27 protein-coding genes are annotated in these 24432 nt (G+C 47.6%); 13 read left to right on the forward strand and 14 right to left on the reverse strand.

The genetic code is table 11. The annotated features are described in order from the left end of the window. The first annotated feature begins 3 nt into the window (after nucleotides 1-3). Entirely contained in the window at nucleotides 4-1530 is a 1527-nt protein-coding gene (locus ACYJZR_RS08020) for a tripartite tricarboxylate transporter permease (RefSeq protein WP_005464542.1), read from the forward strand. A 267-nt stretch (nucleotides 1531-1797) separates the two neighbouring features. Next, nucleotides 1798-2568: a sulfite exporter TauE/SafE family protein gene (locus ACYJZR_RS08025; protein WP_025562302.1), complete on the forward strand. Its 771-nt coding sequence runs from the start codon at nucleotides 1798-1800 to the stop codon at nucleotides 2566-2568. Nucleotides 2569-2695: 127 nt separating this feature from the next. Here the strand turns inward: ACYJZR_RS08025 and ACYJZR_RS08030 are convergent, their stop codons facing one another. The 13 genes from ACYJZR_RS08030 to vopN all read right to left on the reverse strand — a co-directional run bounded on the left by ACYJZR_RS08030 (nucleotide 2696) and on the right by vopN (nucleotide 13555). Beyond that, nucleotides 2696-3667 carry a TAXI family TRAP transporter solute-binding subunit gene (locus ACYJZR_RS08030; RefSeq protein WP_005464586.1) on the reverse strand — a complete coding sequence of 324 codons (972 nt, stop codon included), beginning with the start codon at nucleotides 3665-3667 and terminating at the stop codon, nucleotides 2696-2698. A gap of 228 nt (nucleotides 3668-3895) precedes the next feature. Further along, nucleotides 3896-4900, reverse strand: coding sequence for a type III secretion system translocon subunit VopD (gene vopD / locus ACYJZR_RS08035; protein ID WP_023585678.1), 1005 nt, complete (start codon nucleotides 4898-4900; stop codon nucleotides 3896-3898). 11 nt (nucleotides 4901-4911) lie between these two features. Next, nucleotides 4912-6111: a type III secretion system translocon subunit VopB gene (gene vopB / locus ACYJZR_RS08040; protein ID WP_005464635.1), complete on the reverse strand. Its 1200-nt coding sequence runs from the start codon at nucleotides 6109-6111 to the stop codon at nucleotides 4912-4914. Between the two features lie 3 nt (nucleotides 6112-6114). After that, nucleotides 6115-6603, reverse strand: a complete 489-nt coding sequence (gene vcrH / locus ACYJZR_RS08045) for a SycD/LcrH family type III secretion system chaperone VcrH (RefSeq protein WP_005464462.1) — start codon at nucleotides 6601-6603, stop codon at nucleotides 6115-6117. A gap of 12 nt (nucleotides 6604-6615) precedes the next feature. Beyond that, entirely contained in the window at nucleotides 6616-8439 is a 1824-nt protein-coding gene (gene vcrV, locus ACYJZR_RS08050) for a type III secretion system needle tip protein VcrV (protein WP_406965109.1), read from the reverse strand. A gap of 4 nt (nucleotides 8440-8443) precedes the next feature. Next, the gene (gene vcrG / locus ACYJZR_RS08055; protein WP_005464408.1) at nucleotides 8444-8728 is read right to left on the reverse strand and encodes an LcrG family type III secretion system chaperone VcrG; all 285 of its coding nucleotides are present in this window, start codon (nucleotides 8726-8728) and stop codon (nucleotides 8444-8446) included. Between the two features lie 60 nt (nucleotides 8729-8788). Then, complete coding sequence (gene vcrR / locus ACYJZR_RS08060) at nucleotides 8789-9202, reverse strand: LcrR family type III secretion system chaperone VcrR (protein ID WP_015296792.1); 414 nt, start codon at nucleotides 9200-9202, stop codon at nucleotides 8789-8791. Beyond that, on the reverse strand, nucleotides 9202-11328 hold the full coding sequence (vcrD, locus tag ACYJZR_RS08065; protein WP_011105897.1) for a SctV family type III secretion system export apparatus subunit VcrD: 2127 nt from the start codon (nucleotides 11326-11328) through the stop codon (nucleotides 9202-9204). The genes vcrR and vcrD overlap by 1 nt, the downstream gene beginning before the upstream one ends. Continuing rightward, a complete protein-coding gene (gene vscY, locus ACYJZR_RS08070) occupies nucleotides 11312-11656 on the reverse strand; it encodes a type III secretion system chaperone VscY (protein WP_005464454.1) in 345 nt (114 codons plus the stop codon). Before vscY ends, vcrD begins: the two co-directional genes overlap by 17 nt. 5 nt (nucleotides 11657-11661) lie before the next feature. Then, nucleotides 11662-12039, reverse strand: coding sequence for a type III secretion system protein VscX (gene vscX / locus ACYJZR_RS08075; RefSeq protein ID WP_005464441.1), 378 nt, complete (start codon nucleotides 12037-12039; stop codon nucleotides 11662-11664). Further along, nucleotides 12039-12410, reverse strand: a complete 372-nt coding sequence (gene sycN, locus ACYJZR_RS08080; protein WP_025526654.1) for a type III secretion chaperone SycN — start codon at nucleotides 12408-12410, stop codon at nucleotides 12039-12041. The genes vscX and sycN overlap by 1 nt, the downstream gene beginning before the upstream one ends. Further along, nucleotides 12397-12681 carry a TyeA family type III secretion system gatekeeper subunit gene (locus ACYJZR_RS08085; RefSeq protein WP_005464474.1) on the reverse strand — a complete coding sequence of 95 codons (285 nt, stop codon included), beginning with the start codon at nucleotides 12679-12681 and terminating at the stop codon, nucleotides 12397-12399. Before ACYJZR_RS08085 ends, sycN begins: the two co-directional genes overlap by 14 nt. After that, nucleotides 12662-13555 carry a SctW family type III secretion system gatekeeper subunit VopN gene (gene vopN / locus ACYJZR_RS08090; protein WP_025520603.1) on the reverse strand — a complete coding sequence of 298 codons (894 nt, stop codon included), beginning with the start codon at nucleotides 13553-13555 and terminating at the stop codon, nucleotides 12662-12664. Before vopN ends, ACYJZR_RS08085 begins: the two co-directional genes overlap by 20 nt. 186 nt (nucleotides 13556-13741) lie before the next feature. Between vopN and vscN the strand changes: the two genes are divergently transcribed. From vscN to vscU, 8 genes are read left to right on the forward strand one after another with little or no spacing between them, the layout of a single operon-like run. Continuing rightward, entirely contained in the window at nucleotides 13742-15064 is a 1323-nt protein-coding gene (gene vscN / locus ACYJZR_RS08095; RefSeq protein WP_461715870.1) for a SctN family type III secretion system ATPase VscN, read from the forward strand. Continuing rightward, nucleotides 15061-15522: a type III secretion system central stalk protein VscO gene (gene vscO / locus ACYJZR_RS08100; protein WP_005464592.1), complete on the forward strand. Its 462-nt coding sequence runs from the start codon at nucleotides 15061-15063 to the stop codon at nucleotides 15520-15522. Before vscN ends, vscO begins: the two co-directional genes overlap by 4 nt. Nucleotides 15523-15531: 9 nt before the next feature. Beyond that, the gene (gene vscP / locus ACYJZR_RS08105; RefSeq protein WP_461715797.1) at nucleotides 15532-16872 is read left to right on the forward strand and encodes a type III secretion system needle length determinant VscP; all 1341 of its coding nucleotides are present in this window, start codon (nucleotides 15532-15534) and stop codon (nucleotides 16870-16872) included. Continuing rightward, nucleotides 16848-17834, forward strand: a complete 987-nt coding sequence (gene vscQ / locus ACYJZR_RS08110) for a SctQ family type III secretion system cytoplasmic ring protein VscQ (RefSeq protein ID WP_193302876.1) — start codon at nucleotides 16848-16850, stop codon at nucleotides 17832-17834. Before vscP ends, vscQ begins: the two co-directional genes overlap by 25 nt. Continuing rightward, on the forward strand, nucleotides 17831-18481 hold the full coding sequence (gene vscR / locus ACYJZR_RS08115; RefSeq protein WP_005377232.1) for a SctR family type III secretion system export apparatus subunit VscR: 651 nt from the start codon (nucleotides 17831-17833) through the stop codon (nucleotides 18479-18481). The genes vscQ and vscR overlap by 4 nt, the downstream gene beginning before the upstream one ends. A 13-nt stretch (nucleotides 18482-18494) precedes the next feature. Then, on the forward strand, nucleotides 18495-18761 hold the full coding sequence (gene vscS, locus ACYJZR_RS08120) for a SctS family type III secretion system export apparatus subunit VscS (protein ID WP_005464497.1): 267 nt from the start codon (nucleotides 18495-18497) through the stop codon (nucleotides 18759-18761). After that, nucleotides 18758-19543 carry a SctT family type III secretion system export apparatus subunit VscT gene (vscT, locus tag ACYJZR_RS08125; RefSeq protein WP_461715798.1) on the forward strand — a complete coding sequence of 262 codons (786 nt, stop codon included), beginning with the start codon at nucleotides 18758-18760 and terminating at the stop codon, nucleotides 19541-19543. The genes vscS and vscT overlap by 4 nt, the downstream gene beginning before the upstream one ends. A gap of 15 nt (nucleotides 19544-19558) precedes the next feature. Then, nucleotides 19559-20614 (forward strand): SctU family type III secretion system export apparatus subunit VscU, encoded by a 1056-nt coding sequence (gene vscU, locus ACYJZR_RS08130; protein ID WP_017448968.1) that lies wholly within the window; start codon nucleotides 19559-19561, stop codon nucleotides 20612-20614. A 110-nt stretch (nucleotides 20615-20724) separates the two neighbouring features. Here the strand turns inward: vscU and ACYJZR_RS08135 are convergent, their stop codons facing one another. Then, nucleotides 20725-21642, reverse strand: coding sequence for a LysR family transcriptional regulator (locus ACYJZR_RS08135; RefSeq protein WP_023584200.1), 918 nt, complete (start codon nucleotides 21640-21642; stop codon nucleotides 20725-20727). A 128-nt stretch (nucleotides 21643-21770) separates the two neighbouring features. Between ACYJZR_RS08135 and ACYJZR_RS08140 the strand changes: the two genes are divergently transcribed. The 3 genes from ACYJZR_RS08140 (at nucleotide 21771) to ACYJZR_RS08150 (ending at nucleotide 24409) form a co-directional block, all read left to right on the forward strand. After that, nucleotides 21771-22685 (forward strand): alpha/beta hydrolase, encoded by a 915-nt coding sequence (locus ACYJZR_RS08140; RefSeq protein ID WP_005477772.1) that lies wholly within the window; start codon nucleotides 21771-21773, stop codon nucleotides 22683-22685. A 71-nt stretch (nucleotides 22686-22756) separates the two neighbouring features. Next, complete coding sequence (locus ACYJZR_RS08145; RefSeq protein ID WP_024703751.1) at nucleotides 22757-23695, forward strand: alpha/beta hydrolase; 939 nt, start codon at nucleotides 22757-22759, stop codon at nucleotides 23693-23695. 87 nt (nucleotides 23696-23782) lie between these two features. Then, the gene (locus ACYJZR_RS08150) at nucleotides 23783-24409 is read left to right on the forward strand and encodes a flavodoxin family protein (protein WP_461715799.1); all 627 of its coding nucleotides are present in this window, start codon (nucleotides 23783-23785) and stop codon (nucleotides 24407-24409) included. Nucleotides 24410-24432: the final 23 nt, after the last annotated feature.

The raw sequence follows: 24432 nt of genomic DNA on the forward strand, positions 1-24432 counted from the left end.
ATTATGTTAGATGGAATTCTACAAGGTTTATCCACCGCGGTGATGCCAATGAACATCATGATGGTGATTGTTGGCTGCTTCGTCGGCACATTTATCGGCATGCTGCCGGGTCTTGGCCCAATTTCGGCCATCGCGTTGATGATCCCGATTACTTATGGTTTAGAGCCTTCATCGGGCCTCATCTTGATGGCGGGTGTTTACTACGGCGCCGTATTTGGTGGTTCAACCTCTTCAATTTTGATCAACGCACCGGGTTGTTCTTCAACGGTCGTAACCGCATTTGACGGCTACCCAATGGCGCAAAAAGGTCAAGCGGGTAAAGCGCTAGCATTAGCCGCTTACTCCTCTTTTACTGGCGGCACGCTTTCGGCCATCATGCTGCTCGTGGCTGCGCCAGCCTTGGCTAACGTGTCATTAAGCTTTCAATCTTCTGATTACTTTGCGTTGATGTTGCTCGGCTTGTCTGCCGTTGCGGCTTTTGCTGGTAAAGGTCAGGTCATTAAAGCGTGGATGATGACCATTCTTGGCTTGATGCTGTCGACAGTCGGTATCGATAAAGGCGTTGGTGTCGAGCGTTTCACCTTTGGTTTAACCGATTTGATGGACGGCTTTAGCTTCCTACTTCTTGCAATGGCGACGTTTGCTTTGGGCGAAACCTTAATGGGGATCCTCAAACCTTCAAACGATACTCGTGATGAAGAGCAAGACAAATTGAGCAACATCGGCTCGATGAAAGTCACCAAAGAGGAAATTAAAGAAGTCGCTCCGGTATCGATCCGCTCTTCTATCCTAGGTTTCTTTACTGGCGTACTTCCGGGCGCTGGCGCAACAATCGCGGCATTCCTAAGTTACGGCTTAGAGCGCAACTTGGCTCCAAAAGAGAAAAAAGAAGAGTTCGGAAAAGGCAGCATTCGTGGTCTGGTTGCGCCAGAATCAGCGAACAACGCCGCATCAAGTGGCTCATTCGTTCCATTGTTAACGCTGGGTATTCCGGGCTCAGGCACCACCGCGATTATGCTTGGTGCATTAATCGCCTACGGCATTCAACCTGGCCCTCGCCTGTTTGTTGAACACCCGGATGTCTTCTGGTCAGTCATCATCTCAATGTACTTCGGTAACATCGTGCTTGTGATTCTTAACTTGCCGTTGATTCCTTACATCTCGAAACTACTGGCCGTTCCAAGAACAGTGCTTCTACCTATGATTTTGTTCTTCTCAATTACAGGTGTGTACTTAGTCTCGTTCAATACGATGGATGTGTTTGTGATGCTACTTGTGGCGATGGCTGCCATTGCACTTAGACTGGCAAACTTCCCTCTCGCACCATTGCTGCTTGGCTTCATCCTCGGCGGCTTGATGGAAGAAAACTTGCGCCGAGCGTTGATGATTTCTGACGGTGAGTTGAGCTTCTTGTGGGAGCGTCCGATTACGTTGACGTTTACTGTGCTGGCAGTATTAGTGCTGGGTAGCCCGCTGTTTGTGAAGCTTTTTCAAAAGCTTAAAGCGCAACCTGTAAAAGTTGAGCAATAATCGTCGATTCCTCCTTCTTGATAGCCCCTAAAGCCACCCTCGCGGTGGCTTTTTCTTTCTTCGATCTTTCTTTGATATAGCTATGATGAATTAATATCACGGCGAAGAATAAAATTTCGCTAGAAAGAGGTTCACGTTATCAAAACCGCAACGGAACTGAACAATTTCGTTTTGGAGCATGTAAAGTAAATCTCATAAAAACTTTAGAACATGCGTTCTCAAAATCTAAGACTCTAATAACCAATAAGAACATAACAAGGACTGTTTATGCTGCTGGAATTGGCTCTGTTGTTTGCTGCAGGCGTGGTAGGTGGAATCATGAATTCGATAGCAGGAGGTGGGAGTTTTATCACCTTCCCCGCCCTAATGGCGGTTGGAGTGCCGCCCATCATGGCTAACGCCACCAACACTTACGCCGCGTGCGCGGGATACATAAGCGGTGCCGTGGGTTTTCGGGAAGAAATTTTGAAAAACAAACAAGAACTGCTATTCACCGTTTCATTCAGCTTAGTCGGTGGCGCAGTTGGCGCGTATCTTCTTCTCAACACGCCAGAGTCACTATTTTTGGAAGCCATTCCTTGGCTACTTTTGTTTGCTACGCTTTTGTTTCTTACAGGTTCGCGGTTAACAATGATCATCAAATCCATCACCAGAGAACATAAACACGCTGGCGTTTTAGGCTTAATCGCATTGAGTTTGTTGTTGGTGGGCGTTTCAGCATACGGTGGATTTTTTAATGCCGGATTAGGTGTGATTGTTCTGAGTTACCTCGTTGTGGCGGGCCATCAAGACATCAACTTGATGAATGGGCTTAAACTTCTGGTTTCAACGTGTGTGTCTCTCATCGCAATCGTCATTTTTGTTGCGAACGGCTCTATCGATTGGAGCAAAGGCAGCGTGGTAATGGTCGGGACATTAGTTGGCGGCTACCTCGCCGCGCGTGTGTCTCGCCAGCTTAATCCGAGCCACGTTAAAGGCTTTGTCGCTCTCTCTTCGATTATCATCACCATTTACTTTTTTATTGACGTTTACGCCTAACCCAAACAGAAAAAGCGCCATCAACTTAATGGCGCTTTTGCGGCTTTCAATAAAGGTTTCTAAAAAGAAGTTTATTAAATAACGTGAAAAAGTGAGTTTAGAAAACCGTTTTAAGGTGGACTACCACTTACTTAATCAACCCAACTTCTTTGTAGTATTTAAGCGCACCGGGATGAAGTGGCGCAGACAAACCATCTTTCACCATTTCTTCTTTCTTCAAATTCGCAAACGCGGGATGAAGACGACGGAAATCATCGAAGTTTTCAAACACGGCCTTCACGACGTTATACACCACCTCTTCAGGTACGGCAGTAGATGAAACAAACGTCGCACCAACACCGAATGTCATCACATCGTTATCCGAGCCGCGATACATGCCGCCAGGCACGGTAGCAACGCGGTAAAAACTGTTGTCGGCGATTAGCTTATCCACTTTTGGGCCAGCGACTGTCACGATGTTACTGTCGCACGAAGTGGTTGCTTCTTTAATCGCACCACTTGGGTGACCAACGGTGTAAACCATTGCGTCGATTTTATTATCACAAAGCGCTTTCGATTGTTCTGCCGCTTTCAATTCCGAAACCAGTTTGAAGTCATCGTTGCTCCAACCATATTCCTTCATCAACACTTCCATAGTGCCTCGCTGACCAGAGCCAGGATTACCAATGTTGACTCTTTTACCTTTTAAGTCATCAAACGTTTTGATATTTGAATCTTGACGGGCAACCACCGTAAACGGTTCTGGGTGAACAGAAAATACCGCGCGCAGCTCTTTAAACGGACCATTTTCAGCAAACTGGCTGGTGCCGTTATACGCGTGATATTGCCAATCTGATTGCGCAATACCCAAATCTAACTCGCCTGCGCGAATGGTGTTGATGTTGTATATCGAACCGCCCGTACTTTCGACCGAACAACGAATGCCGTGCTCTGCTCGAGATTTATTTACCAAGCGACAGATAGCCCCACCCGTGGGATAGTAAACACCTGTGACACCACCCGTACCTATGGTGACGAAAGTCTCTTCGGCGGCAACAGAATAGCCGGCAGTCAACGCTGCAAGTGACGCAGCTAGCGCGATGTGCTTAAACTTAAACATTGAACGTCCTTTTCCTTTGTTTATGACGGTGTAAGTATAGCAATCGTTAACAATTTGATAACGTTTGAGTTCTCATCCTTGAACTTTGCTTCTCACACCCGATTCGAGAATGATTTACAAAACCACATAATAATCTGATATATAAAGAGTATTTTTTATTCTATCCTTTTAAATACAAAAAAAGCGTTGTATAAACAACGCTTTGTCAGTACTAAAATAAAACCGCAACTACACTGTCGGGATAGATGCGCGCCACGCCTGGTTCTGACTATCAGAGATAGAACGGAACAGCTCACGCAACTCTTTAAGCAGCCCTTCTTGGAAGCCGATGTTCTCATCTGCTTTTTGCTTCGCTGCTTGAGCACGCGTCGCTTGCACTTCATCGTCCTTGCTGCGAGCTTGCGCTTTAGTTTGTTCAACGTTCGATGCTGAGTTTGCCATCTGTCCAAGAGCTTGAAGAATCGCGTTCTTCGCTTGGTTTGAGCTCATCAGTTTATCGAACTTGCGACCGCCGCTAGTCAACTGAGCCGTGGTGTCTGCAATGCTGTCTTTCGCTAGCGAATGTGCGCGTTTTACTTGATCTTGCTGAGTTTTTGACAAGTTACCGTTGTTCATCAACTCTTCTACTTGATCGAAGCCCGCCTTTTGCGTTTTCAGCACGTTGTTGCTTGCCATCTCGGTCTTAATTTCTTTACCCGCTTTGAACGAACCAAGCGCACCGATAATTGCTGTAGCACCCGCTAACACACCAGATACAACCGCCATCGCGATCATTGCGCTAGCAGAGTTGTTCAGCTCTGCCGCTTGGCTTTGCAAACTCGCAACGTTGGCTTCAACCGCAATTTCACGTTGAAGCACTTGCTGTTCACGGCTTAGCTTCGACACTTGGTAAAGCAGCGTCAACAAAGACAGCGATTGAGAAACCGCGTCCGAAGGTGATTTGATCACTTCTTCACCGTTCAGCACTTTCGCGGTAGTGCTCATCAGTAGATCAATCGTTGGTGCAAGCTCACCCATCAGGTTCGCAACCACTTGTGCTTGATTACTGATCGCAGGAGCTTTCGGCCCATCTAATTGATAACGACCCGCACCAGAAACGTTTGACTCACCGTTGCTTTTTACTGCACCCGCTTCCAATTTGGTCTCTGGTGTTTTTTCTGCTTTGGTTGTTTTGATAGTGTCGTCCAAACCATACAGTTCACCGCGACCCGTTCCACCAATTTTATCCAACATACTTCCGCTCCTTAAACCGTTGCAGGACGGCTTAACACCGTTTGCATGGTTTCACTTTTCGCCTGAATCATTTGCATGATGATGCTCATCAGCTCTTGGAAATCTTCCATCAACTTGCCAATTTCTTCTTTTAGCTTATCGATGACTGCCTGGCTCAACGTCATTTTGGCGCGGAGATCCGTGATATCGGCTTGTATTTCCGTAACGTTCGCATTGTTGGCAGCGTGAACGCTGTCCGTTGCGCCCTTACCTATGTTAACCGTAAGGTCAACCGTTTCAGCGCCGTAGCGAATCGCTTTGGCTGTGGTTGTCGCAGCTTTAGAACCCATGTCCGCAACTTTTGCCATATTGGCTGCAGCTTTCGTGGCAATATCTGTCACTTTCTGCGCAATTTTGCTGGCACTTTTCGCGGCAAGTTTCGCGATACCACCAGCCGCCGCGCCACCAAAGGTCACGATTGCACCGATGACAGCGACAGCAATTTCTAATGCCATCACCACTTTGTTCAACACATCGACATTCACACCCGCTTCTTTTAGCGCGTCTTGAACGGCTGGTTCTTGCAGTGCCATGCTGACTGCACCCATGACGCCACCAGCGATCATAAGCGCGCCAGCTGCCGCACCAACGCCAGTAGCAACCATGATGGCACCTACCACAATGGAGACAACCGCGCTGATCCAACCAAAGATCTTCGCCGCTAAGCCCGATTTCTGAGCCTCTTTCGCGGCGGCTTCTGATTCCTTGATTTTCTCTTGGTTCTCTGCCATTTCTTGTTCATGTTTGGCTTTTGCGACTTTCACTTCCTGAATTTTCAGCTCGTTCTGAGCACTTTTCAGTTTGTCTGTAATCGCCGCAAGCTCCACTTCAAAATCGTCCGCAGAACCTGCGATGATTTTAACTGCGATCGAACCCGTCTGATCGGCAACAGCATGTAGCGCTTTTGCGATGGTATCGACGATCTTTTGCAGTTGAGCCATGGCTTTTAGCGTCAAGTCTGTCACTTTATCGCTCACGGCTGCATTTGGGGCATCTAGCTGAACTTTCACTCTTCCTGTGTTCAGAGTGTCAGCATCTCTACTCTTTACGTTTTCAACCGTTACAGAAGGCGTCGCAGTAGACGCCGTTTTCTGTACGTTCTCTAACGTAGTTTGGCCAGACTCAGGGATGTAAACCTGCGTCTGAGTGCGGTCAAGTGCAATAGAACTCATAGTCTAATTACTCCTTTTGTTTCTCACCGCTTCTAACATGATGCCTGCACGTTGATGCAAGTCTGCATATTGTGATTTACCGGCAGACATCTCCTTCGCGCTGTAAAACCCACTCTCTGCTTCTGTCAGTTGTTCCAATTTCAGGTGACATTCCGCAGAGTGGAAAGGTGGGCGTGGATCGTTAATGTCCACGAGCGCTGCGTAGCTGTAGGCATCAATCGCCTGCAGATACTCACCCAGTTCCTGACGAGCAGCACCAAGGCCAATGAAAAATCGCGCCTGATAATGATCCAGCATGCTAAGCAGTTGGAAAACTTTGGCGGCTTGTTCAATCTTTCCTGATTGGAAGAAGTTGTAGCCGACCGCGTAAATGTGTTCGATGGTATCTGCCGATACATCGTGCAACATTTTCAACGTGCCTCCCTCTTCCAGAAAAGACAGCAGCTCTTCTGCTTGCATTTGAGATGGATCGGTCGCGTTTGTTTTAGTCATGGTTGGTTATCCTTAAATGGCTCGTAGGATTTCTTGTAAAATACTGTGGTACTTCTGAACAAACTTGTTCATCGCTTCAACGGTCGAGTTGTATTGCGAGCTGATATCGTTTAGCTCTGTCGTTTTGATTTGAACTTCGTCGTTGAGTAGTTTGGATTTGTCGCTGACCGAACTGGAAAAGTTGGACAGTTTCTTGGTTTTTTCTTCGTCTTTAAAACTCGCACCGTCAGCTACCGTTACACCCTGTTTTTTCAGAAAATCCGTGTGTGTGCTAATGCCATTGTCGGTGAGGTATTTATACTCAGGCGAGTTCTGAAAATCGGTAACAGAGTTGTAGTTGAAGTCGCTCGCACTAAAAGCATTGTCATCCGGTTTGTAAGTACCATCGACACTCTGCGTAGAGTGAATTTTCGACTGAACAACACCAAAGATTTTTAGTTGCACGGTTAAATCTTGCAGTGCTTCCTTTTGCTCGTTACGTTTTTCTAAGCGATTTACGCGACGCTCGTTTAATGCAAACAGCACTTGTTCATCAAAACGGTCACCAATACTAGATTCAACGACAGCCAACAAATCGCGAGCCGTCAAAGAGTGCTCAGCTCGAACCTCAAGATCCTTTTTCTCTTGCTCGGTGATGTTGAGTAGACGATCTTTCAACGCACCTAAGTTCTTGCGTAATGTTTCGTAACGTTCGATAAACGAGGCGCCTGTCGACTCACCCTTCAGCATTTTTTCAAACTGGAAACGGATGTCTCTTTCCGTATTGTTTTTTATCAGCTCAACCTGATCCGCAGAGATTTGCGTTTTTTGGATATCGACAATCGCTTTATCGTTGTAAAAAGCATCGATTTCGGTGTGAATCAGACTTACAGCAAAATTCGCAAACAAGCTTGAAAGCGTCAAAGAATCCGAGCTTTTGATGATGGCATCTAACGCTTTTCGTAAATTTTCAGTCCCAGCGGTTTCACCGTAAGCCGCAGTAAACTGACCTTTCACTTGCGTCGCCATTTCGCTTAACGCTTCGCTAAGCTGCTGTTTAGAAATGCCTGGCGTCCACGTAATTCTTTTCGCTAATTGGTCCGCGTCATCTTTAGTTAAAGTGATACCAATCTGGTTAAAAGCGTTCTGCAATTGCGTCGAGACGTTCGTAACAAAATTCGCTTCAGTTAGCAGAAAATCAGATGCTTTGAGCTGGGCCAGATTCACCGATGGCAAATGAGCAAACGCATTGCGAAGAAACGAAGATGCGCTCTCACGAACCACGCTAGAACTCATTTGACGCGCCAAATCATCAACAAATGAGGCAATATCCCCAGTCGCTGATTTCAGCTCTTCAGCGCTTAACTTTGCAATCTGCTGCGCTTGCGTGCTTTCGGTTCCAAGCTGAAATTGACTCACAAACTGAGTCGGCAATGACGAATCCACTTTGTCCGTAAGCTGGTCGGCAAACCAAGTTTGGAACTGACTTGCCAATGCATTGTTCATCTGCGTCGTAAGTTCGGCGGCGTCCACTTCACCGTTTGAACTCGCGCCTTGTAGCGACTTCATCCAAATAGATGCGCTTTCGCTGAGCGCAGCACCCGAAAATGCGCTGTTTTTCTCTTTCAATTGAGTCAGCGTATCGACGTAAAGTGCGATGCTCTGTTCGTCAGTTTGACCTTTAATGGTTGGCAAATGCGCGATCAGTGAAGCAAGCTGCTGAGTTTCCGCATCACCTAAAATTGGGGTCAATTGCTCTGTTAGGCTTTGTCCAAACGTTGGCAGTGGCGTACTGCTTGCGGCGGCGGTTGCCGCACCAGTTGCTGAGCCCGTTGTTGTCATAATCGTCATATCCAAACCTCTAGATCACCATACCGCGCATCATGGTTGGTCGCTTTCGTCTTTTACCCTGCACGCCTTGCAACTGATGCTGTTGCTGCCTGCGGCGCTGAACTTCTTCGATGAGTTCTTGCTCTGCGTGTTGCATTAACTTCGGCGAGGCGTTTAAACCGCCAAGCAGAACTTCTCCTGCTACGGGGCCAACACCGAGTCCTTCTAATAGCTCACTAAAAATGTCATTTCTTTCATCCGCATTTCGAATGGCTAACTCTGCATTTTCAATAGCTTGGGTAAAGGGTTGCTTCATATTGATTCCTATCTTAAAGCGTGTCTTCTCATTGGCGCTGTCAGTAACAGTCGAGAGTTTTTACATTTTTCTCTTTTTCAGTGGGCGATAGTCTGCAAGCCGCAAAAAATACCAGTCGGCTTGTTGATCGTGGCTAGCGCCACAGGCGCGTAAGTAGAATTGAGCCAAGCGTTGGCTACTCATGTTGCTACCACGCAACACATCAACGTTACCGCGGATAACCCAATCAGAAGGAAAAAGAGGGATGGCGTGCTCAGCCAAAAGAAATAGGCAAGAAAAGGGGTTACTCAACCCCAAATTCGGACTCACACGTTTGAGGAGTACAATAATGATCTCCCCTTCTTCGACACGAAACACCAGCTCCATGCCATCAACTTCCATGCGATAACCAAGTTGAATCGCACTTTTTTGCCAAAAGTACGGCGTCACGTGAATCCCCGTTTGTTCCAACGATTGTACAAGTGCGGCGTTCATTACATCCCTACCCGTCCAAGTGGCTGAATGTTGATCTGCTGAGTGAGTTCTTGAAACGACAGAACGGGCAAATCGTAATATTCGGATTCAATCAGCTTTCGAACATAACGACGCACATCCATAGAAACCACCAGAACAGGCTTGTTCGGCATACGGCTTAAATCACCTACGGTCTGTTTTACGTCGCTAACAAATTGCTGTGTAACCGAAGGGTCAAGCGCTAAGTAGCTGCCCGCCGAGGTTTGTCGAATACCGCTGCGAATCGTGTCTTCGAGGCTCTGATCGAGAAGGTACGCCGGCAGCATGTTCTGACCGCTCGCGTACTTGTAACAGATGTAACGCTTTAAGCTTGAACGAATGTATTCCGTCAACTGGACGACATCCTTTTCCTTTTGTCCCCACTCGACCATGGCCTCCAAAATGACGCGAAGGTTACGAATCGAAATGTCCTCAGATACCAAACGTTGCAAAATCTCCGTCATTTTTTGTAGCGGGACGATGCGCTGCGCCTCTTTCACCAACTCAGAATAACTGCCTTCCATTTGCTCAAGTAGGTAGCGAGTTTCTTGAATCCCAATAAAGTCTTGCGCGTACTCTTTCAATACGTGTGATAGATGGAACGTCAAAATGCGGTCTGGTGTAAGGAAGCCGACATGGCTCGCAGTCAACTTCTCTTGATAGCTTTGTGCGACCCAAAGACTCGAGACTCCCGGGAGGAAGTCGTCATCTTGCTCAAAAGGCACACCAAGCAATTCAATCTGGTCGCTTCCTTCTGTGACCAGCAATTTGTCTTTCTCAATGCGACCACGTGCAACGGGCACTTCTTGCAACTGAATCAAGTATTCGCCGTTTTTCATCCCGTCGTTAAAACGCAAGTGAATTCCCGGAAACGGTACGCCAAGATCGAGATACAACGCGCGTCTTACTCTGGCGAGTTCGTCGTTCAGTGCGACGGCTTCTAGGCTTTCTTGTAAGCTTGAATCCAGATCGATAAGCAGTGGCACTGTCATCGCGAACTCTTCTTGCTCACCCAATTTGCCTTTGCTACCACGAGACGGTGTTGGTTTATTGGGTTTCGCGGCAGGAGAGCCCGCTCCCTGCGCGACGAAGCTCGGCAGATCGCTGCTTTCTGATTCGGTTTGCTTTTTCTGTTGATAGAAGAGGTAAAAACCGCCGCCACCGACCACCAAAGCCAGCACTAGGAATGTAATTTTCGGAAAACCAGGGATCAGAGCGAACAAGACCAGCAGCACACCACCAATCAGCAGTGCACGAGGCTGAGCCGTGACTTGCCCGCCAATGTCGGAGCCCAAGTCGGCCGAGTCTTCGTGGGAAACACGCGTAACGATAATACCAGCGGTGATCGCGATAAATAGCGCAGGAATCTGCGATACCAAGCCATCGCCTACGGTCAAAATCGCAAACAGCTCAAGCGCCTCTGACGCGCTCATGCCTTTTTGCGTGACGCCAATGGTGACGCCACCCAAGATGTTCACGATGATGATCACCAAGCCCGCAATGGAGTCGCCTTTTACAAACTTCATTGCGCCATCCATCGAGCCGTACATTTGGCTCTCTTTCTCGATCAGAGAACGGCGATGACGCGCCTCGTGAACATCGATAACTCCAGCGCGCATGTCACCGTCGATACTCATCTGTTTGCCCGGCATCGCATCAAGAGAGAATCGAGCACTAACTTCAGCAACACGCTCCGAACCTTTAGTGATCACCATAAACTGTACAATAGTGATGATCAGGAAGACCACGATACCAACGACAAGGTTGCCGCCAACAACAAAGTTACCAAAGGTGTAAACGATTTGACCCGCATCGCCTTGAAGCAGGATCAAACGTGTTGTGGTGATTGACAGCGACAAACGAAATAACGTCGTGATCAGCAATACTGCCGGAAACGCCGAAAACTCCAGTGGCGTGGTGATGTAAATCGCCAACATCAGCAGCACGACAGCAATACTCATGTTTGCGCCGATCAGCACATCCACTAGTGCAGTTGGCAAAGGCAAAATCATCATAAAGACGATCGCCAGCAACATCACTGCGAGCATGATGTCTTTGCGTTGCCCTACCTTGTTTAGAATATCGATCAACTTATTCATGAGATTCACTATGTAAAGATTGCAGATAGCGTCGATGCGCTTGGCGTGCACCCTCGACGTCATTTTGTTTCCAGCGCGCTTGGCTCAAGCAAAACCAAATTCCCGCCGCTTGCACAGACTGCGATTGCGACTTCAGTAAGCCTTCACATACCGCAACAGCGCGGGTGTAACGGCCAGTTTGCAAACACGCGACCGCGAGCGTGTGTAACGCATCTTCGCGTTCTGGTTCGAGTTCTAAAACGGCATCCAGTATCGCGATGGCTTGATCGGGTTGTTGGTATTGAACTTGAAGCGCAGCGTGAACCAGCAGCAGCTCAATATCTTTGGTGCTTAGCATGTGGGTTAAACCTGAATAAGAAGATTGAGCGCCATGGTGAGGTAACGCTGGTCCAGTTGTGTGCTTTGTAGCGTTTCGGCGGCTTTAGCAAGGTTCGCTGAGCCTGATTCCTGTGCGAGTTGCTGAACACGAGCTAAAGTATTGTCGAATTGCTGACGGTACTTTTCTGGACGAAGCAGTTCACAATGGTTCAGTTTTGGCTTCGCTAACGCCAACAAATATTGATCGGACGGTCTTAGGTCATACAGTTTTTCCAAATGAGTCGCGACGGCTTGCCCATCCGGCAATAACTGAAATCGTTTGGGGAAATCCGTGTCGACTTCACCATGGGAAACGTGAGTAAAGGCTTCAATGCCGACATTTAACGTACTAACTCGGGTCATCAACTTGCCACTTCATCGTGAAGACGCACTAAAAGCGCGAACGCTTGTTCGAGTGTCGGCAGCGTCACTTTATCGCCTTCAATTTTTGCGGAAAACACCAAGGTTTCGTCGTCGAGCAAACCGGTTTTCATTTCAAATGGCCAACCCTGTTCGGCATGGCACAAACGCAACGCATGCTGAATACGCTCGCTCGACTGATGCCACGACAACGCACGCGCCAACATAAGGAAAAGTCGATCATGATGTTTTTCTATGTGCAATGTGCCGCTTTGCTCAAAGCTCAACTGCACACGTCCTGCGGTAGAAAAATCCACCGCATCTAAGCCCATTCCTCGGCAAAACTCATCGACTGATGCATCAATCCAACTCATCGTCCCACGCTTCCTCTTCTTCTAAATCAATGGCTTCGTCTAGCGCCTTTTGTGCGGCTTGTATTAGGTTTTGTCTCTGTTCGTCGTCAGCAAATACATCAACGGGGATGTGTCGTATCAACTTGTGCAGCTCTCGAAAAAAATCGATTTTCTGTTCTATTGCCACCAACTCCATTGATGTTGCGATCTTCCAAATCTCTTCACTGCTGACCCAACGTTGCTCGACCAGAGCAATTACGTCTGCCATCAAATCAGAAGCCTGATAAGCCATGACTCATCCTTTCTGGTTTGAACATTTGAAATAGCCGCCCTACCTGATCTTGCAAGGTGTTTAACGTTTTGAGTTTTTGCATGTCGGACATCAGCAGCTGCAATTTGACGGAGTCAATGTTGCTGCCTTGAACGCTAAGGTCGGCGCTCATGCCTTGCAGCATGAAGTCCACCGCTGTTGAGACTTCTTGCTCACCAAAACGCTCGACAACATCCTGATATGCAGAGCCAAGCCCTTGATAGCTGTGCACCGTATCGCGGTAAAAGCCGCGCAATTGGTGAAGAGAGCTGAACTCTTGCTCTTTGCTAAACTCATCAGCGAACTGAGAAACACGGATTTCGGTGTCGATCTGCGACCAAGAATCCGGGTTCTGCTCGATTTTCAAGATCGCTTGGTCAATCAGCGCCAATAAGTGTTTGCTTTCCGGATTGGCCGATAAGTATTTCTTCACCGCTTTTAGAGCTAAGTATTGGTGGCTTTTCTCTTCCGAAAACCCGTTCAAATACGCTTGAAGCTGAGCGATGGTCGAAATGTTGCCACCCGCCATTTTGGCCGCAAGATCTTTGATTTTTTGGTTTTTCTCTAGATCGGGCACCTTTCTGAGGTAATCAGATACCAGCTCGTGCGCTTCGTTAACGCGAACGGCACCGTCTTTTATTTTGCGTTTGGTGAGATCTTTTTCTGCTTTTTCGGAGCCAAGTGATGTGAGCTCTTCCATCGCGTCAAAAAGCGATTGAGTGGCGTTGTGCACGCGCACGGCCTCACCTCGATAACTGCCTTTTACGGCACTGTCCGCACGAGACGATTCCAATCCATTTCGGACCGATGCATCAAACTTGGTGTTGGTTGCTATCTGACTATTGATAATGCTCATTCACTTGCACTCCTTTCGTACAATACAAGCGAATTATATGAAGTGCGTTTTTATCAGGCTGTCAAAATCAGACGTGTTTTTTTAGGGCGTTTTCAGTTTTCTAAAAACTCCCGACCAATATTCACTATAAATACCAACCCATCCTTTCTATTCTCCCAGCATCAATCATTGCGCATATTTTTTACATTGAACGATTTCTCATACATCACCGATATTCAGCAATCTGCGATCAAACAAACGCGTTTGATCCAAATTCGCGGACGCGTTACTCAAGTAACCGGCACCATCATCAAGGCTGTGGTGCCGGGCGTACGCGTTGGAGAATTGTGTGAGCTGCGCAATCCCGATCAAACCTTATCGTTGTTGGCTGAAGTCGTCGGCTTTCAACAACATCACGCGCTGCTTACCCCACTTGGCAACATGTTTGGCATTTCATCCAATACCGAGGTGAGCCCGATGGGGAAAATGCACGAAGTCGGTGTCGGCGATCACTTGCTGGGAAAAATCCTCGACGGACTGGGCCGCCCTTTCGATGGTGCGCAAAGCCAAGAGCCAAGTGCTTGGTATCCCGTTTATCGTGATGCCCCGCCACCGATGCAGCGTAAATTGATCGAAAAACCAATTTCGCTTGGCGTTCGCTCCATAGATGGTTTGCTCACTTGTGGTGAAGGCCAACGTATGGGCATTTTCGCTGCGGCTGGCGGCGGTAAAAGTACCTTGCTGGCGAAGCTGATTCGCTCTGCGGACGTAGACGTAACCGTTTTGGCTCTGATTGGCGAACGTGGACGAGAAGTGCGAGAGTTCATCGAACACGACTTGGGCGAAGACGGTATGGCGCGTTCAGTACTGGTCGTTGCGACATCCGACAGACCAGCCATGGAGCGTGCAAAAGCGGCGTTCGTTGCGACTTCAATCGCCGAATATTTCCGAGACCAAGGCAAGCGCGTTTTGCTGCTGATGGACTCCGTCACCCGTTTTGCTCGTGCCCAACGTGAAATTGGCCTTGCCGCTGGTGAACCACCAACTCGACGCGGTTATCCGCCTTCTGTTTTTGCCGCGCTGCCAAAACTAATGGAGCGTGCCGGTCAATCGGACAAAGGCTCTATCACTGCCCTTTACACCGTATTGGTCGAAGGTGACGACATGACCGAGCCTGTCGCAGATGAAACGCGCTCCATTCTGGATGGACACATTATCCTTTCGCGGAAATTGGCGGCGATGAACCACTACCCGGCCATCGATGTGCTCCGCTCTGCAAGCCGAGTAATGAACCAAATTGTCGAGCCGAATCATCAAGCATCTGCCGCGCATCTGCGTGAAATGTTGGCGAAATATGAAGAAGTCGAGCTGCTTATCAAAATCGGCGAGTATCAACATGGCGCAGACCCGCGTGCCGATCTGGCAATCGCGCAACGTGACGATATTCGCACCTTTTTACGTCAAGGCACACATGAGCCAAGCGACCTTGAAGGTGCTATCGCTCAACTGAAAGGCATCGCAGGTCAATGATCGAACGATTATTAGAAATTAAGAAAATTCGTGCAGACCGCGCCGATAAAGCCGTTCAACGCCAAGAATACCGAGTTGCCAATGTGGCGGCAGAGCTGCAAAAAGCAGAACGCTCGGTAGCGGACTATCACGTTTGGCGTCAGGAAGAAGAAGAACGCCGCTTCGCGAAAGCCAAACAGCAAACCGTGCTTCTTAAAGAGTTGGAAACGCTAAGACAAGAAATCGCCCTACTTAGAGAACGGGAAGCCGAGCTCAAGCAGCGCGTAGCAGAAGTAAAAGTAACGTTAGAACAAGAGCGCACTCTGCTAAAACAAAAACAACAAGAGGCCCTTCAAGCCCATAAAACCAAAGAAAAATTCGTTCAGTTGCAACAACAAGAAATCGCGGAACAATCGCGCCAACAACAGTACCAAGAAGAACTCGAGCAAGAAGAGTTTCGCACTGTCGATATTATCTAAAGGTTCATCATGCGCATTAAACCAAGTACGGATACCCCAAGTACGCAGCCTCATTCATCACAATCTCCAATGCCGATTGACGATCATGCTATGCTTCAATCGCGTTTTGAGCGTGCGCTCAAGGAAAACCCAGACCAAACCAAACCACAGCCAAATGAAACCAACAATCAAGCGGCTTTAGAAGCTAAAAAACCGTTTACTGAAAATTACTCAGAGCGCTCTCTTGCGTCACTGCATTCGACAGGTAGCAACCAGCGTAAGACTGCTGAGAAATCTGCTTTTGCTCAAAGTGGTGACGCCGTCACAGAGAATAAAAACAACGAATCAGATACGTCGTCACCTATCGCTCTTAACACCCAAGACAAAACGCCAAGCGATATGGACGCACACATGAAATCTGACATTCGAATTCCTACTACCGGTGATAAGAAACTACCAATGGAGCCTTCGAATAAGCGTGAGAAAAACGCTGACGAGCAAGACGCATTTGAACGCTTGGCCGAAGATCATGATGATTCTAAAACCGAACTCGCGGCTGCTAAAACAGCAGAGTTACACGAGTCGACACAGTCGCCGAAAGATACTAAGCACATTCCTACTGTAGGTACGAAGCCGAACACAGTGGAAACGGTATCCGACGCTTTAGCGTCAACATTAGAATCAACAACCGTTGCGTCTGCGGCTTCTGCGTCACTCGCCTCTCATCCTGTCACTTCAGCTGTGCACAAAACTGCAACTAAAACTGAAGTAAACAAGCATGAGGGTGACTCATCACTTGGCTTTAATTCGCGCAATTTGAAAACACCACTCCCGAATGATGAACATCCCAAAGCGAGCAAGGCTGAGCGCACATTGCTAGATAAAGCCATGCTGGATTCAGAAAAAAGCGATGACAAGCCGACGCATCAACCAGTCACGACACCGATTACTCAAGGCGATGTGATTTTGAAAGGCATCTCGACTCCACAACCTACTCAACCAACTCGTGAAGTCAGCCAACTGATTCAGCAATTGGTGGATAAAGTGTACGTTGCCCTACCAACGGCATCGAATGAGAAAGAAATACGATTGTTTCTAAGCGAGGGTCAACTCAAAGGTGGCGAAATCCACATCAAGTTAGATTCGCAAGGTTATAGCGTGACGATTCGACAAGAGCATGCGCTTTCCATCATCAATCAACAAGCGAGGCAAGATCTGGCAGAACGTTTAAACCGCATGGGCTTTGAACAGCCTTTGCGCGTCTCGATCAGCGAGCAGACGTCGCAACACGGTCACACACAGCAAGATCAACAACAATCACGCCAACAACGTAGCGTTTATGAAGAATGGCAACCCGAGGCGGATCAATGAAATTAACCATCCCAACAGTCGATGCCGAGAGCATTGCGCTGACCAATCAGCTCTGTGCTAAACAATGCCACTTTCAAGGACGTGACGAGCACAGCATCTCAATAACCGCATCACAAAAACCGGAATTTTCTGGCTACCGCTTGACCACTCTGGTTGGTGGACAAACCATTCAAGTCGATTTTTGTTCCGCGCAGCTGCAACAATGGCTTCACTTGACTTTGAATGCGACAGCGTTTGAATCTCTCCCAAACTCGTTGCAGTTAGCTCTGCTCAGTACGCAGATTGAGCCTCATGCTGACGCGTTCAAACGACTATTTGGTCAGTTACCTATCCTCAGCAAATTACAACCGCTGGAACAAAGCGAAACGCAGCACAATACCTTAATGCTGACGCTAAACAAACCGAGCGCATCACTTTGTTTGTGGGTAAGTGAAGGTCAAAGCGTTTTAGTTGATGCGCTGCCGCCATGCTCGTCGCAACTGACTCAGCATATTGCCCTTCCTGTCTGGCTAAGCCTTGGCAAAACGCACCTGGACTTAAATCAATTCCATTCGTTAGAGCTTGGAGACGTGATCTTTTTTGACCAATGCTACATCGCCCAGCAACAAGCGATTGTTCAGGTATCCAATAAGAATCTGTGGCGTTGTCAACTTGAAGACAACACCCTCTACATCATTGAGAAAGAAACCAACATGAATGACGTAAACACATCCGAAACACTCACAGACCACCAGCAACTGCCTGTGGAACTCACGTTCGACATCGGCCACCAAACCGTCACGCTGGAACAACTCAACCAACTGCAACCTGGGTACGTTTTCGAGCTCAACCAACCGGTGTCCAAGCCCGTGACACTGCGCGCGAATGGTAAAATCATTGGTGAATGTGAACTGGTAAACGTCAACGATCATTTAGGTGTACGTGTGCTTGAATTATTCGGCGGCACTCAGGAGCCGGCATGATTCAGTTACCTGATGAGCTAAACCTCATTGTCAGCCTAGCGTTGCTGGCATTGATCCCGTTTATCGCCATGATGGCGACCTCATTTGTGAAACTCGCGGTCGTGTTTTCGCTGCTGCGAAATGCGCTTGGCGTACAACAGATTCCGCCGAATATGGCGCTGTATGGCTTGGCGATCATTTTGTCGATTTTCATCATGGCACCGGTTGGCTTTGAAACGTACGACTACGTAAAACAGCACGACATTTCTTTGGAAGACTCTGCCAGCGTTGAGGGCCTGATTGAAAGTGGTTTACAGCCGTATCGCGAGTTTTTGAAAAAGCACATTCGTGAAACCGAAGCGATATTTTTTACCGACGCAGCACGCACACTGTGGCCGCAAAAATACGTGGACCGTTTGGAATCCGACAGCTTATTGCTGTTGCTGCCTGCATTTACGGTCAGCGAGTTAACGCGGGCTTTTGAAATCGGCTTCCTACTCTACTTGCCGTTTATCGCTATCGATTTGATTGTTTCCAATATTCTGCTCGCAATGGGGATGATGATGGTGTCACCGATGACCATTTCTCTGCCCTTCAAGTTACTGCTTTTCGTTTTGCTTGATGGCTGGACAAAACTCACGCACGGCTTAGTGCTGAGTTACGGTTGATGAAGGAGAGAGAATGAATCCTGCAGAAATCATCCATTTCACAACGCAAGCACTCACTTTGGTTCTGTTCTTGTCGCTACCACCAATTTTGGTCGCAGCATTAGTCGGCACCTTAGTGTCGCTGATCCAAGCACTGACTCAGGTACAAGAGCAAACGTTAGGGTTTGTCGTGAAGCTCATTGCCGTGATCATCACCCTGTTCATCACAACGCAGTGGCTAGGTGCAGAACTGCACGCTTTTGCCTCACTCGCTCTGGATAAAATTCCACAAATACGATGAGTTACGACGATTTACACCAAGCTTTGTTTCTTTATAGCTTAACGCTGCCTAGGCTCATGGCGTGCTTTATCTTTCTGCCTATTTTGAGTAAACAGATGCTTGGCGGCGCAATGATCCGTAACGGCGTACTTTGCTCACTTGCGTTGTTTATTTTTCCCGTCATAAACGAGCAAGCATTGCCCGCCGAAACTGACGGCCTTTGGTTGATAGTGATTCTAGGTAAAGAAGTCTTGCTGGGTATGCTGATTGGCTTTGTCGCAGCCATTCCTTTTTGGGCGATTGAAGCCACTGGCTTTTTGGTGGATAACCAACGCGGTGCGGCGATGGCGAGCATGTTCAACCCAACGCTGGGTTCTCAATCCACCCCAACGGCGGTGTTACTCACCCAAACATTGATCACCTTGTTCTTCTCTGGAGGTGGCTTTGTTGCATTTATCTACGCTCTGTTTAAAAGCTACACCACTTGGCCAATACTCGGCTTTTTTCCGATGGTCACGGACGCGTGGGTAAGCTTTTTCTATGCTCAGTTCCAACAGTTAATGTGGCTTGGTGTATTAATGTCGGCGCCACTTGTGCTCGCGATGTTCTTAGCCGAATTTGGCCTTGCGCTGATCAGCCGCTTTGCGCCGCAACTCAACGTTTTCTTCTTGGCGATGCCCATCAAAAGTGCCATCGCGAGTGTGTTATTGATCGTCTATCTCGGATTAATGATGGATCACTTTGAAGCACTATTTTATGGCATCACTCGCTTTGGCGATCAGCTCAACACGATTTGGAAATAAAGGTTAGGATGTTCTATGAGTGGTGAAAAAACCGAACAACCCACCGCCAAAAAGCTCCGCGACGCCCGCAAAAAAGGACAAGTCGCAAAGAGCCAAGAGATCGTCTCTTCGGCGTTAATTCTGGCACTCATCGCCGTGCTGTTCGCCTTTGCCGATTACTACATGTCGCACATCTCTGCCCTACTTTTGCTGCCAAGCGAACTCGCATATCAAGGCTTTCAAGACGCATTGATCGATGTTGCCATCGCTATCGCCAAAGAGATGGCTTACCTCCTCGCGCCAATTATTTTGGTCGCAGCGCTTATCGCGATTTTTTCTAACATGGGACAGTTTGGTTTTCTTTTTAGTGGCGAGTCCATCAAACCCGACATTAAGAAAATCAACCCAGTCGAGGGCGCAAAGCGCATCTTCTCGCTAAAAAGCGTCATTGAGTTCATCAAGTCGATACTCAAGGTGTCTCTGCTTTCCTGCATCATTTGGGTTACGTTGCGGGGCAACATCAACACCTTAATGCAAATTCCAACTTGTGGATTAGAATGCGTCCCTGCGGTGACGGGAGTTATGATTAAACAATTGATGATCATTTCATCGGTTGGTTTTGTTGTGATCGCTGCGGCAGATTTTGCCTACCAAAAGTTTGACCACACGAAGAAGCTCAAAATGAGCAAGGACGAAGTGAAACGTGAATACAAAGAGATGGAAGGCAGCCCGGAAATCAAAAGTAAACGCCGTCAGCTTCATCAAGAACTTCAAGCTTCTAATCAACGCGAAAACGTTAAGCGCTCCAACGTATTAGTAACAAACCCGACTCACATCGCGGTTGGTCTGTACTACAAAAAAGGCGAAACACCGTTGCCTGTCATCACTCTGATGGAAACCGATGCGATGGCTAAACGCATGATTGCAATTGCACGAGAAGAAGGCGTGCCAGTAATGCAAAAAGTGCCATTGGCGCGTGCGCTTTATGCCGACGGCAACGTTGACCAATACATCCCAAGCGAATTAATTGAAGCCACGGCAGAAGTGCTCCGTTGGCTGGCGTCATTGGAATCTGATGGTACTCAAAGATAGTTTTATTCAGAGGGCAAAGTACGTCGCTTTGTCCTTAATAAAACTCAGGTTGATTTAACATTTCTACCACGGATACGTCTGCAGAAAGCGCGTACGATTTACTTGTAAACCTAAAGCTCAGCGCGCTTTTCAATCAGAAAATCCATAAGGACGCGGATTTTCTTGGGCATGTTTTCACGTGAAGGGATATAGAGATAAAAGCCCGGAAACGGTTTACACCAATCAACAAAAACGCGCTCCAGTTTCCCTTCTTCAAGATACTTCAATACCCATAAATCAATGTGCTTGATAAGTCCCACACCCTGAATAGCAGCTTGCAACATGCTGTAATCGTCGTTGAACACCGCATTGCCTTTCGGTTCAAATATCACAGTATGTTTATCAACATCAGGAGACGTGAGTGACCAATGGTCGAGTGTGCCACTTGAGGTAAAACGGTACGCGAGGCAGTTGTGATGCTCTAAGTCATTCGGCGTTTCAGGTTTGCCATATCGCTTGAAGTAATCTGGTGAACCGACTATCGCATTTGTCAGATTTGGAGTGATTGGAATCGCGACCATGTGCTCATCCAAGCTAACACCTAAACGTATTCCTGCATCCATCCCTTCCGCAACAATATTTGTCAGACCGTCATCCATGATCAGCTCTAAACGTATTTTCGGATAACGAGATAAAAACTCCCCCAAGTGCGGCTCGATAAGAAGCCGAGCGGCTGTTCTAGACACGCTAATACGAATGAGCCCCGCAGGCTCGATATGTAAATCATTCAGCGAATTTAGGGCTTGCTCAATATTGGTCAATGAAGGATGAAGGGTGTCGAGCAAGCGCTGCCCTTCTTCGGTCAGAGACATGTTTCGTGTCGTGCGATTTAGCAGCCTGACTTGAAGTTGTTTTTCTAGCCCTTTCACATGCTGCGACAATGCAGCCCGCGTCACTCCCATTTCGGAGGCGGCTTTCGTAAAACTACGATGGCGCGCTACATGCGCAAACCACGTTAGTGAAGATATTAGGGAAGGTTCAATAGCCATTTGTTAAGTATAACTTAACAGTCATGTGTGTAAAACGATATTTATCTAATACAGTTCGTTCACTAGTATTAACTCAAGGCTTACGCCCCACGAGACAAAACAGTGAAACGCTACAGGAGAATTTCGTTATGTCTAAAGTTACTTTCAAAAATCTAAATGGTCTGGGTATCTCTATTGCAGCGGTGATTAACGTTCCTGAAAACTTTGATGAATCTAAACCGTATCCTGCCATTGTAGTTTCTCATCCTGGTGGCGGCGTTAAAGAGCAGACAGCGGGAACCTACGCGAAAAAACTATCAGAACATGGTTTCGTGACTATCGCATTCGACGCATCGTTTCAGGGCGAAAGTACAGGTGAGCCTCGCCAACTAGAAAACCCTCACATTCGTACCGAAGATGTGAGTGCCGTTATCGATTATCTCACCACTCTTGACTACGTAGATAACGAACGCATTGGTGCAATGGGGATTTGTGCAGGTGCCGGTTACACCGCGAACGCAGCGATTAATGACCGCCGAATTAAGGCTGTCGGTACCGTCAGCATGGTTAATATCGGTCAAATGTTCCGTAATGGTTGGGATAACAGTGTGAAAGACAGCGACGCCATCCCTTACATCGAGGCGGGATCACTCGCCAGAACTTCAGACGCGAGCGGCGCTGAGTTTGTCACAATCCCAATGGCGCCGTTAAAAGAAGAAGACGCGCCAAACGAAGAGTTACGCCAAGCGTGGGAGTATTACCACACCGACCGCGCGGCTTATTGCACAGCGCCGGGCTTTGCAACTGCACGTAGTTTGAATCAAATCATCACTTACGATGCGTTTTTTAAAGCAGAAGCGTTCTTGACTCAGCCATTGCTGACCGTTGTCGGTAGCGAGGCTGGCAGCAAATGGATGAGCGATGACCTAATGGAACGAGCGGCAAGTACGGATAAACATATGTATGTCGTTGACGGCGCAAATCACATGGATCTTTATGATGGTGAAACCCCTATCGCAGAAGCGATTGGAGCTCTAGCGCCGTTTTTCCAACGCACGCTTTAACAGATTGATTTGAGATACCAGATAGTTTGGCTCTGCGATCTCGAGCCAAATTTGAAACTAGGAACAAAGATATGAACACTCAAAAAGTAACATTTAGAAACGCAGATATGGCTTGGGATATAGCGGCACTTATTCTACTACCTGAAGGTTTTGATGAATCCAAACGTTACCCAACCATGATAAGCGTTCACCCATTTGGCAGTTGCAAAGAGCAAACGTCAAGCGCGGTATACGGAAAAGCATTAGCTGAACTTGGTTACGTTGTGATCGCCTTTGATGCGAGTTTTCAAGGTGAATCTGGAGGGTTACCTCGTTATGTTGAAGACCCAAGCCAACGCGTTGAAGACATCAGTCGCGTTATCGACTACGCAGTAACCCTGCCGTATGTCGATGAAACTCGAATTGGTGGCTTGGGAATTTGCGGTGGCGGGGCTTATGTCATCAGTGCCGCTTTAACAGAAAAACGTTTGAAAGCGGTCGTTGGCATTACGCCAGTCAATGTGGGACGCTTATTCCGTGAAGGATTCAGCTTGTACAACCCAAACGGCACGCTGGAAGCAATGGCGGCACAGCGTACCGCTGAAGCTCGCGGCGGAGAATTACAAGTCAACGAACTTCTTCCACCAAACCTAGAGTTTGCCAAAGAAAATGGCTTAACTGAGCGCGATGTGTTTGAGGCGACTGACTACTATAAAACGCCTCGCGGACAGACTGAAGGCGGAGCCACGCGCATGTTGTTTTCTCATGCTCAGAAAACCCTAAGTTGGGATGCTTTTGCCTTCACTGAAACTTTATTAACTCAACCAGTGATGACCGTGATTGGTCAAAAAGTGGGAGCGTTTGGCGCTTATCGCGATGGGCAGGAGGTTTATGGTCGAGCTGTCGCGTCAAAGGATCGCCAACTAGTTGATTTAGAAAACTGGTCTCACTATGAGTTGTATGACCATCCACAAGCAGTTGGAATGGCAATGGAGAAAGTCTCGCCCTTCTTGGATAAGCATTTGAAGTAATCTGAAATCAAGAGTGCCACCAAACCGGTCGCACTCTTACTTCTCTGTTATTCCTATTTCCCAGTTAATAGCCATAGGTCAGTGACTATGTTTCGATGGACGCTCATCGTTCTATTTATATTGTTCGTACTTTTGATGGTGGTTGCTCTCGTCGTTACTCAAATCGAAAACTCACAATACCGCAAGCACAAACAAAAGCAGCAACATCTGCAGCGCTCGTTAACCGATGAGTCTATAACCGCAATCGTCGTTTTCTCTCGCTCAGGAAATACCGCCACTCTGTCCGAACATATTGCCAACAAAACAAATGGGCATGTTTATGAAATTTTTGCCAAAAGCTACGAGCTCGGCATTCCAGGATGGATAAGTGCGTTGAAAGATGCCAGAAGTAATGTTGCAGAGATCGTCCCACAGCATATCGACCTCTCCTCTTACGATACGGTTTATCTCGGCTCTCCTATTTGGTTATACAGTCCAGCCCCACCTATTTGGCAATTTGTGAAAGACAACGATTTAACCAACAAACGGGTCATATTGTTTAACTCGTTCAATAGTAAATTTGAACAACACTTTATTGACGAATTTGCTGCATTAGTTCGAGCCAAAGGCGCAACAAGCTTCGAGCATCAATATGTAAAACGAGGAAGAATGGGAGACCAGTTATCTACAGACGAAATGTTAGCCGCGTTTGACCATCTCAACCCCAATCAATAAGTTCACGTTAAACATGGCACTGT

This window comes from Vibrio sp. RC2502 (assembly GCF_054850435.1).

Excerpts from the sequence above, each read along its gene's own strand:
- ACYJZR_RS08020 (WP_005464542.1), top strand. The coding sequence starts at position 4 with ATGTTAGATGGAATTCTACAAGGTTTATCCACCGCGGTGATGCCAATG.
- ACYJZR_RS08025 (WP_025562302.1), top strand. The coding sequence starts at position 1,798 with ATGCTGCTGGAATTGGCTCTGTTGTTTGCTGCAGGCGTGGTAGGTGGA.
- ACYJZR_RS08030 (WP_005464586.1), bottom strand. The coding sequence starts at position 3,667 with ATGTTTAAGTTTAAGCACATCGCGCTAGCTGCGTCACTTGCAGCGTTG.
- vopD (WP_023585678.1), bottom strand. The coding sequence starts at position 4,900 with ATGTTGGATAAAATTGGTGGAACGGGTCGCGGTGAACTGTATGGTTTG.
- vopB (WP_005464635.1), bottom strand. The coding sequence starts at position 6,111 with ATGAGTTCTATTGCACTTGACCGCACTCAGACGCAGGTTTACATCCCT.
- vcrH (WP_005464462.1), bottom strand. The coding sequence starts at position 6,603 with ATGACTAAAACAAACGCGACCGATCCATCTCAAATGCAAGCAGAAGAG.
- vcrG (WP_005464408.1), bottom strand. The coding sequence starts at position 8,728 with ATGAAGCAACCCTTTACCCAAGCTATTGAAAATGCAGAGTTAGCCATT.
- vcrR (WP_015296792.1), bottom strand. The coding sequence starts at position 9,202 with ATGAACGCCGCACTTGTACAATCGTTGGAACAAACGGGGATTCACGTG.
- vscY (WP_005464454.1), bottom strand. The coding sequence starts at position 11,656 with ATGCTAAGCACCAAAGATATTGAGCTGCTGCTGGTTCACGCTGCGCTT.
- vscX (WP_005464441.1), bottom strand. The coding sequence starts at position 12,039 with ATGACCCGAGTTAGTACGTTAAATGTCGGCATTGAAGCCTTTACTCAC.
- sycN (WP_025526654.1), bottom strand. The coding sequence starts at position 12,410 with ATGAGTTGGATTGATGCATCAGTCGATGAGTTTTGCCGAGGAATGGGC.
- ACYJZR_RS08085 (WP_005464474.1), bottom strand. The coding sequence starts at position 12,681 with ATGGCTTATCAGGCTTCTGATTTGATGGCAGACGTAATTGCTCTGGTC.
- vopN (WP_025520603.1), bottom strand. The coding sequence starts at position 13,555 with ATGAGCATTATCAATAGTCAGATAGCAACCAACACCAAGTTTGATGCA.
- vscO (WP_005464592.1), top strand. The coding sequence starts at position 15,061 with ATGATCGAACGATTATTAGAAATTAAGAAAATTCGTGCAGACCGCGCC.
- vscP (WP_461715797.1), top strand. The coding sequence starts at position 15,532 with ATGCGCATTAAACCAAGTACGGATACCCCAAGTACGCAGCCTCATTCA.
- vscQ (WP_193302876.1), top strand. The coding sequence starts at position 16,848 with ATGGCAACCCGAGGCGGATCAATGAAATTAACCATCCCAACAGTCGAT.
- vscR (WP_005377232.1), top strand. The coding sequence starts at position 17,831 with ATGATTCAGTTACCTGATGAGCTAAACCTCATTGTCAGCCTAGCGTTG.
- vscS (WP_005464497.1), top strand. The coding sequence starts at position 18,495 with ATGAATCCTGCAGAAATCATCCATTTCACAACGCAAGCACTCACTTTG.
- vscT (WP_461715798.1), top strand. The coding sequence starts at position 18,758 with ATGAGTTACGACGATTTACACCAAGCTTTGTTTCTTTATAGCTTAACG.
- vscU (WP_017448968.1), top strand. The coding sequence starts at position 19,559 with ATGAGTGGTGAAAAAACCGAACAACCCACCGCCAAAAAGCTCCGCGAC.
- ACYJZR_RS08135 (WP_023584200.1), bottom strand. The coding sequence starts at position 21,642 with ATGGCTATTGAACCTTCCCTAATATCTTCACTAACGTGGTTTGCGCAT.
- ACYJZR_RS08140 (WP_005477772.1), top strand. The coding sequence starts at position 21,771 with ATGTCTAAAGTTACTTTCAAAAATCTAAATGGTCTGGGTATCTCTATT.
- ACYJZR_RS08145 (WP_024703751.1), top strand. The coding sequence starts at position 22,757 with ATGAACACTCAAAAAGTAACATTTAGAAACGCAGATATGGCTTGGGAT.
- ACYJZR_RS08150 (WP_461715799.1), top strand. The coding sequence starts at position 23,783 with ATGTTTCGATGGACGCTCATCGTTCTATTTATATTGTTCGTACTTTTG.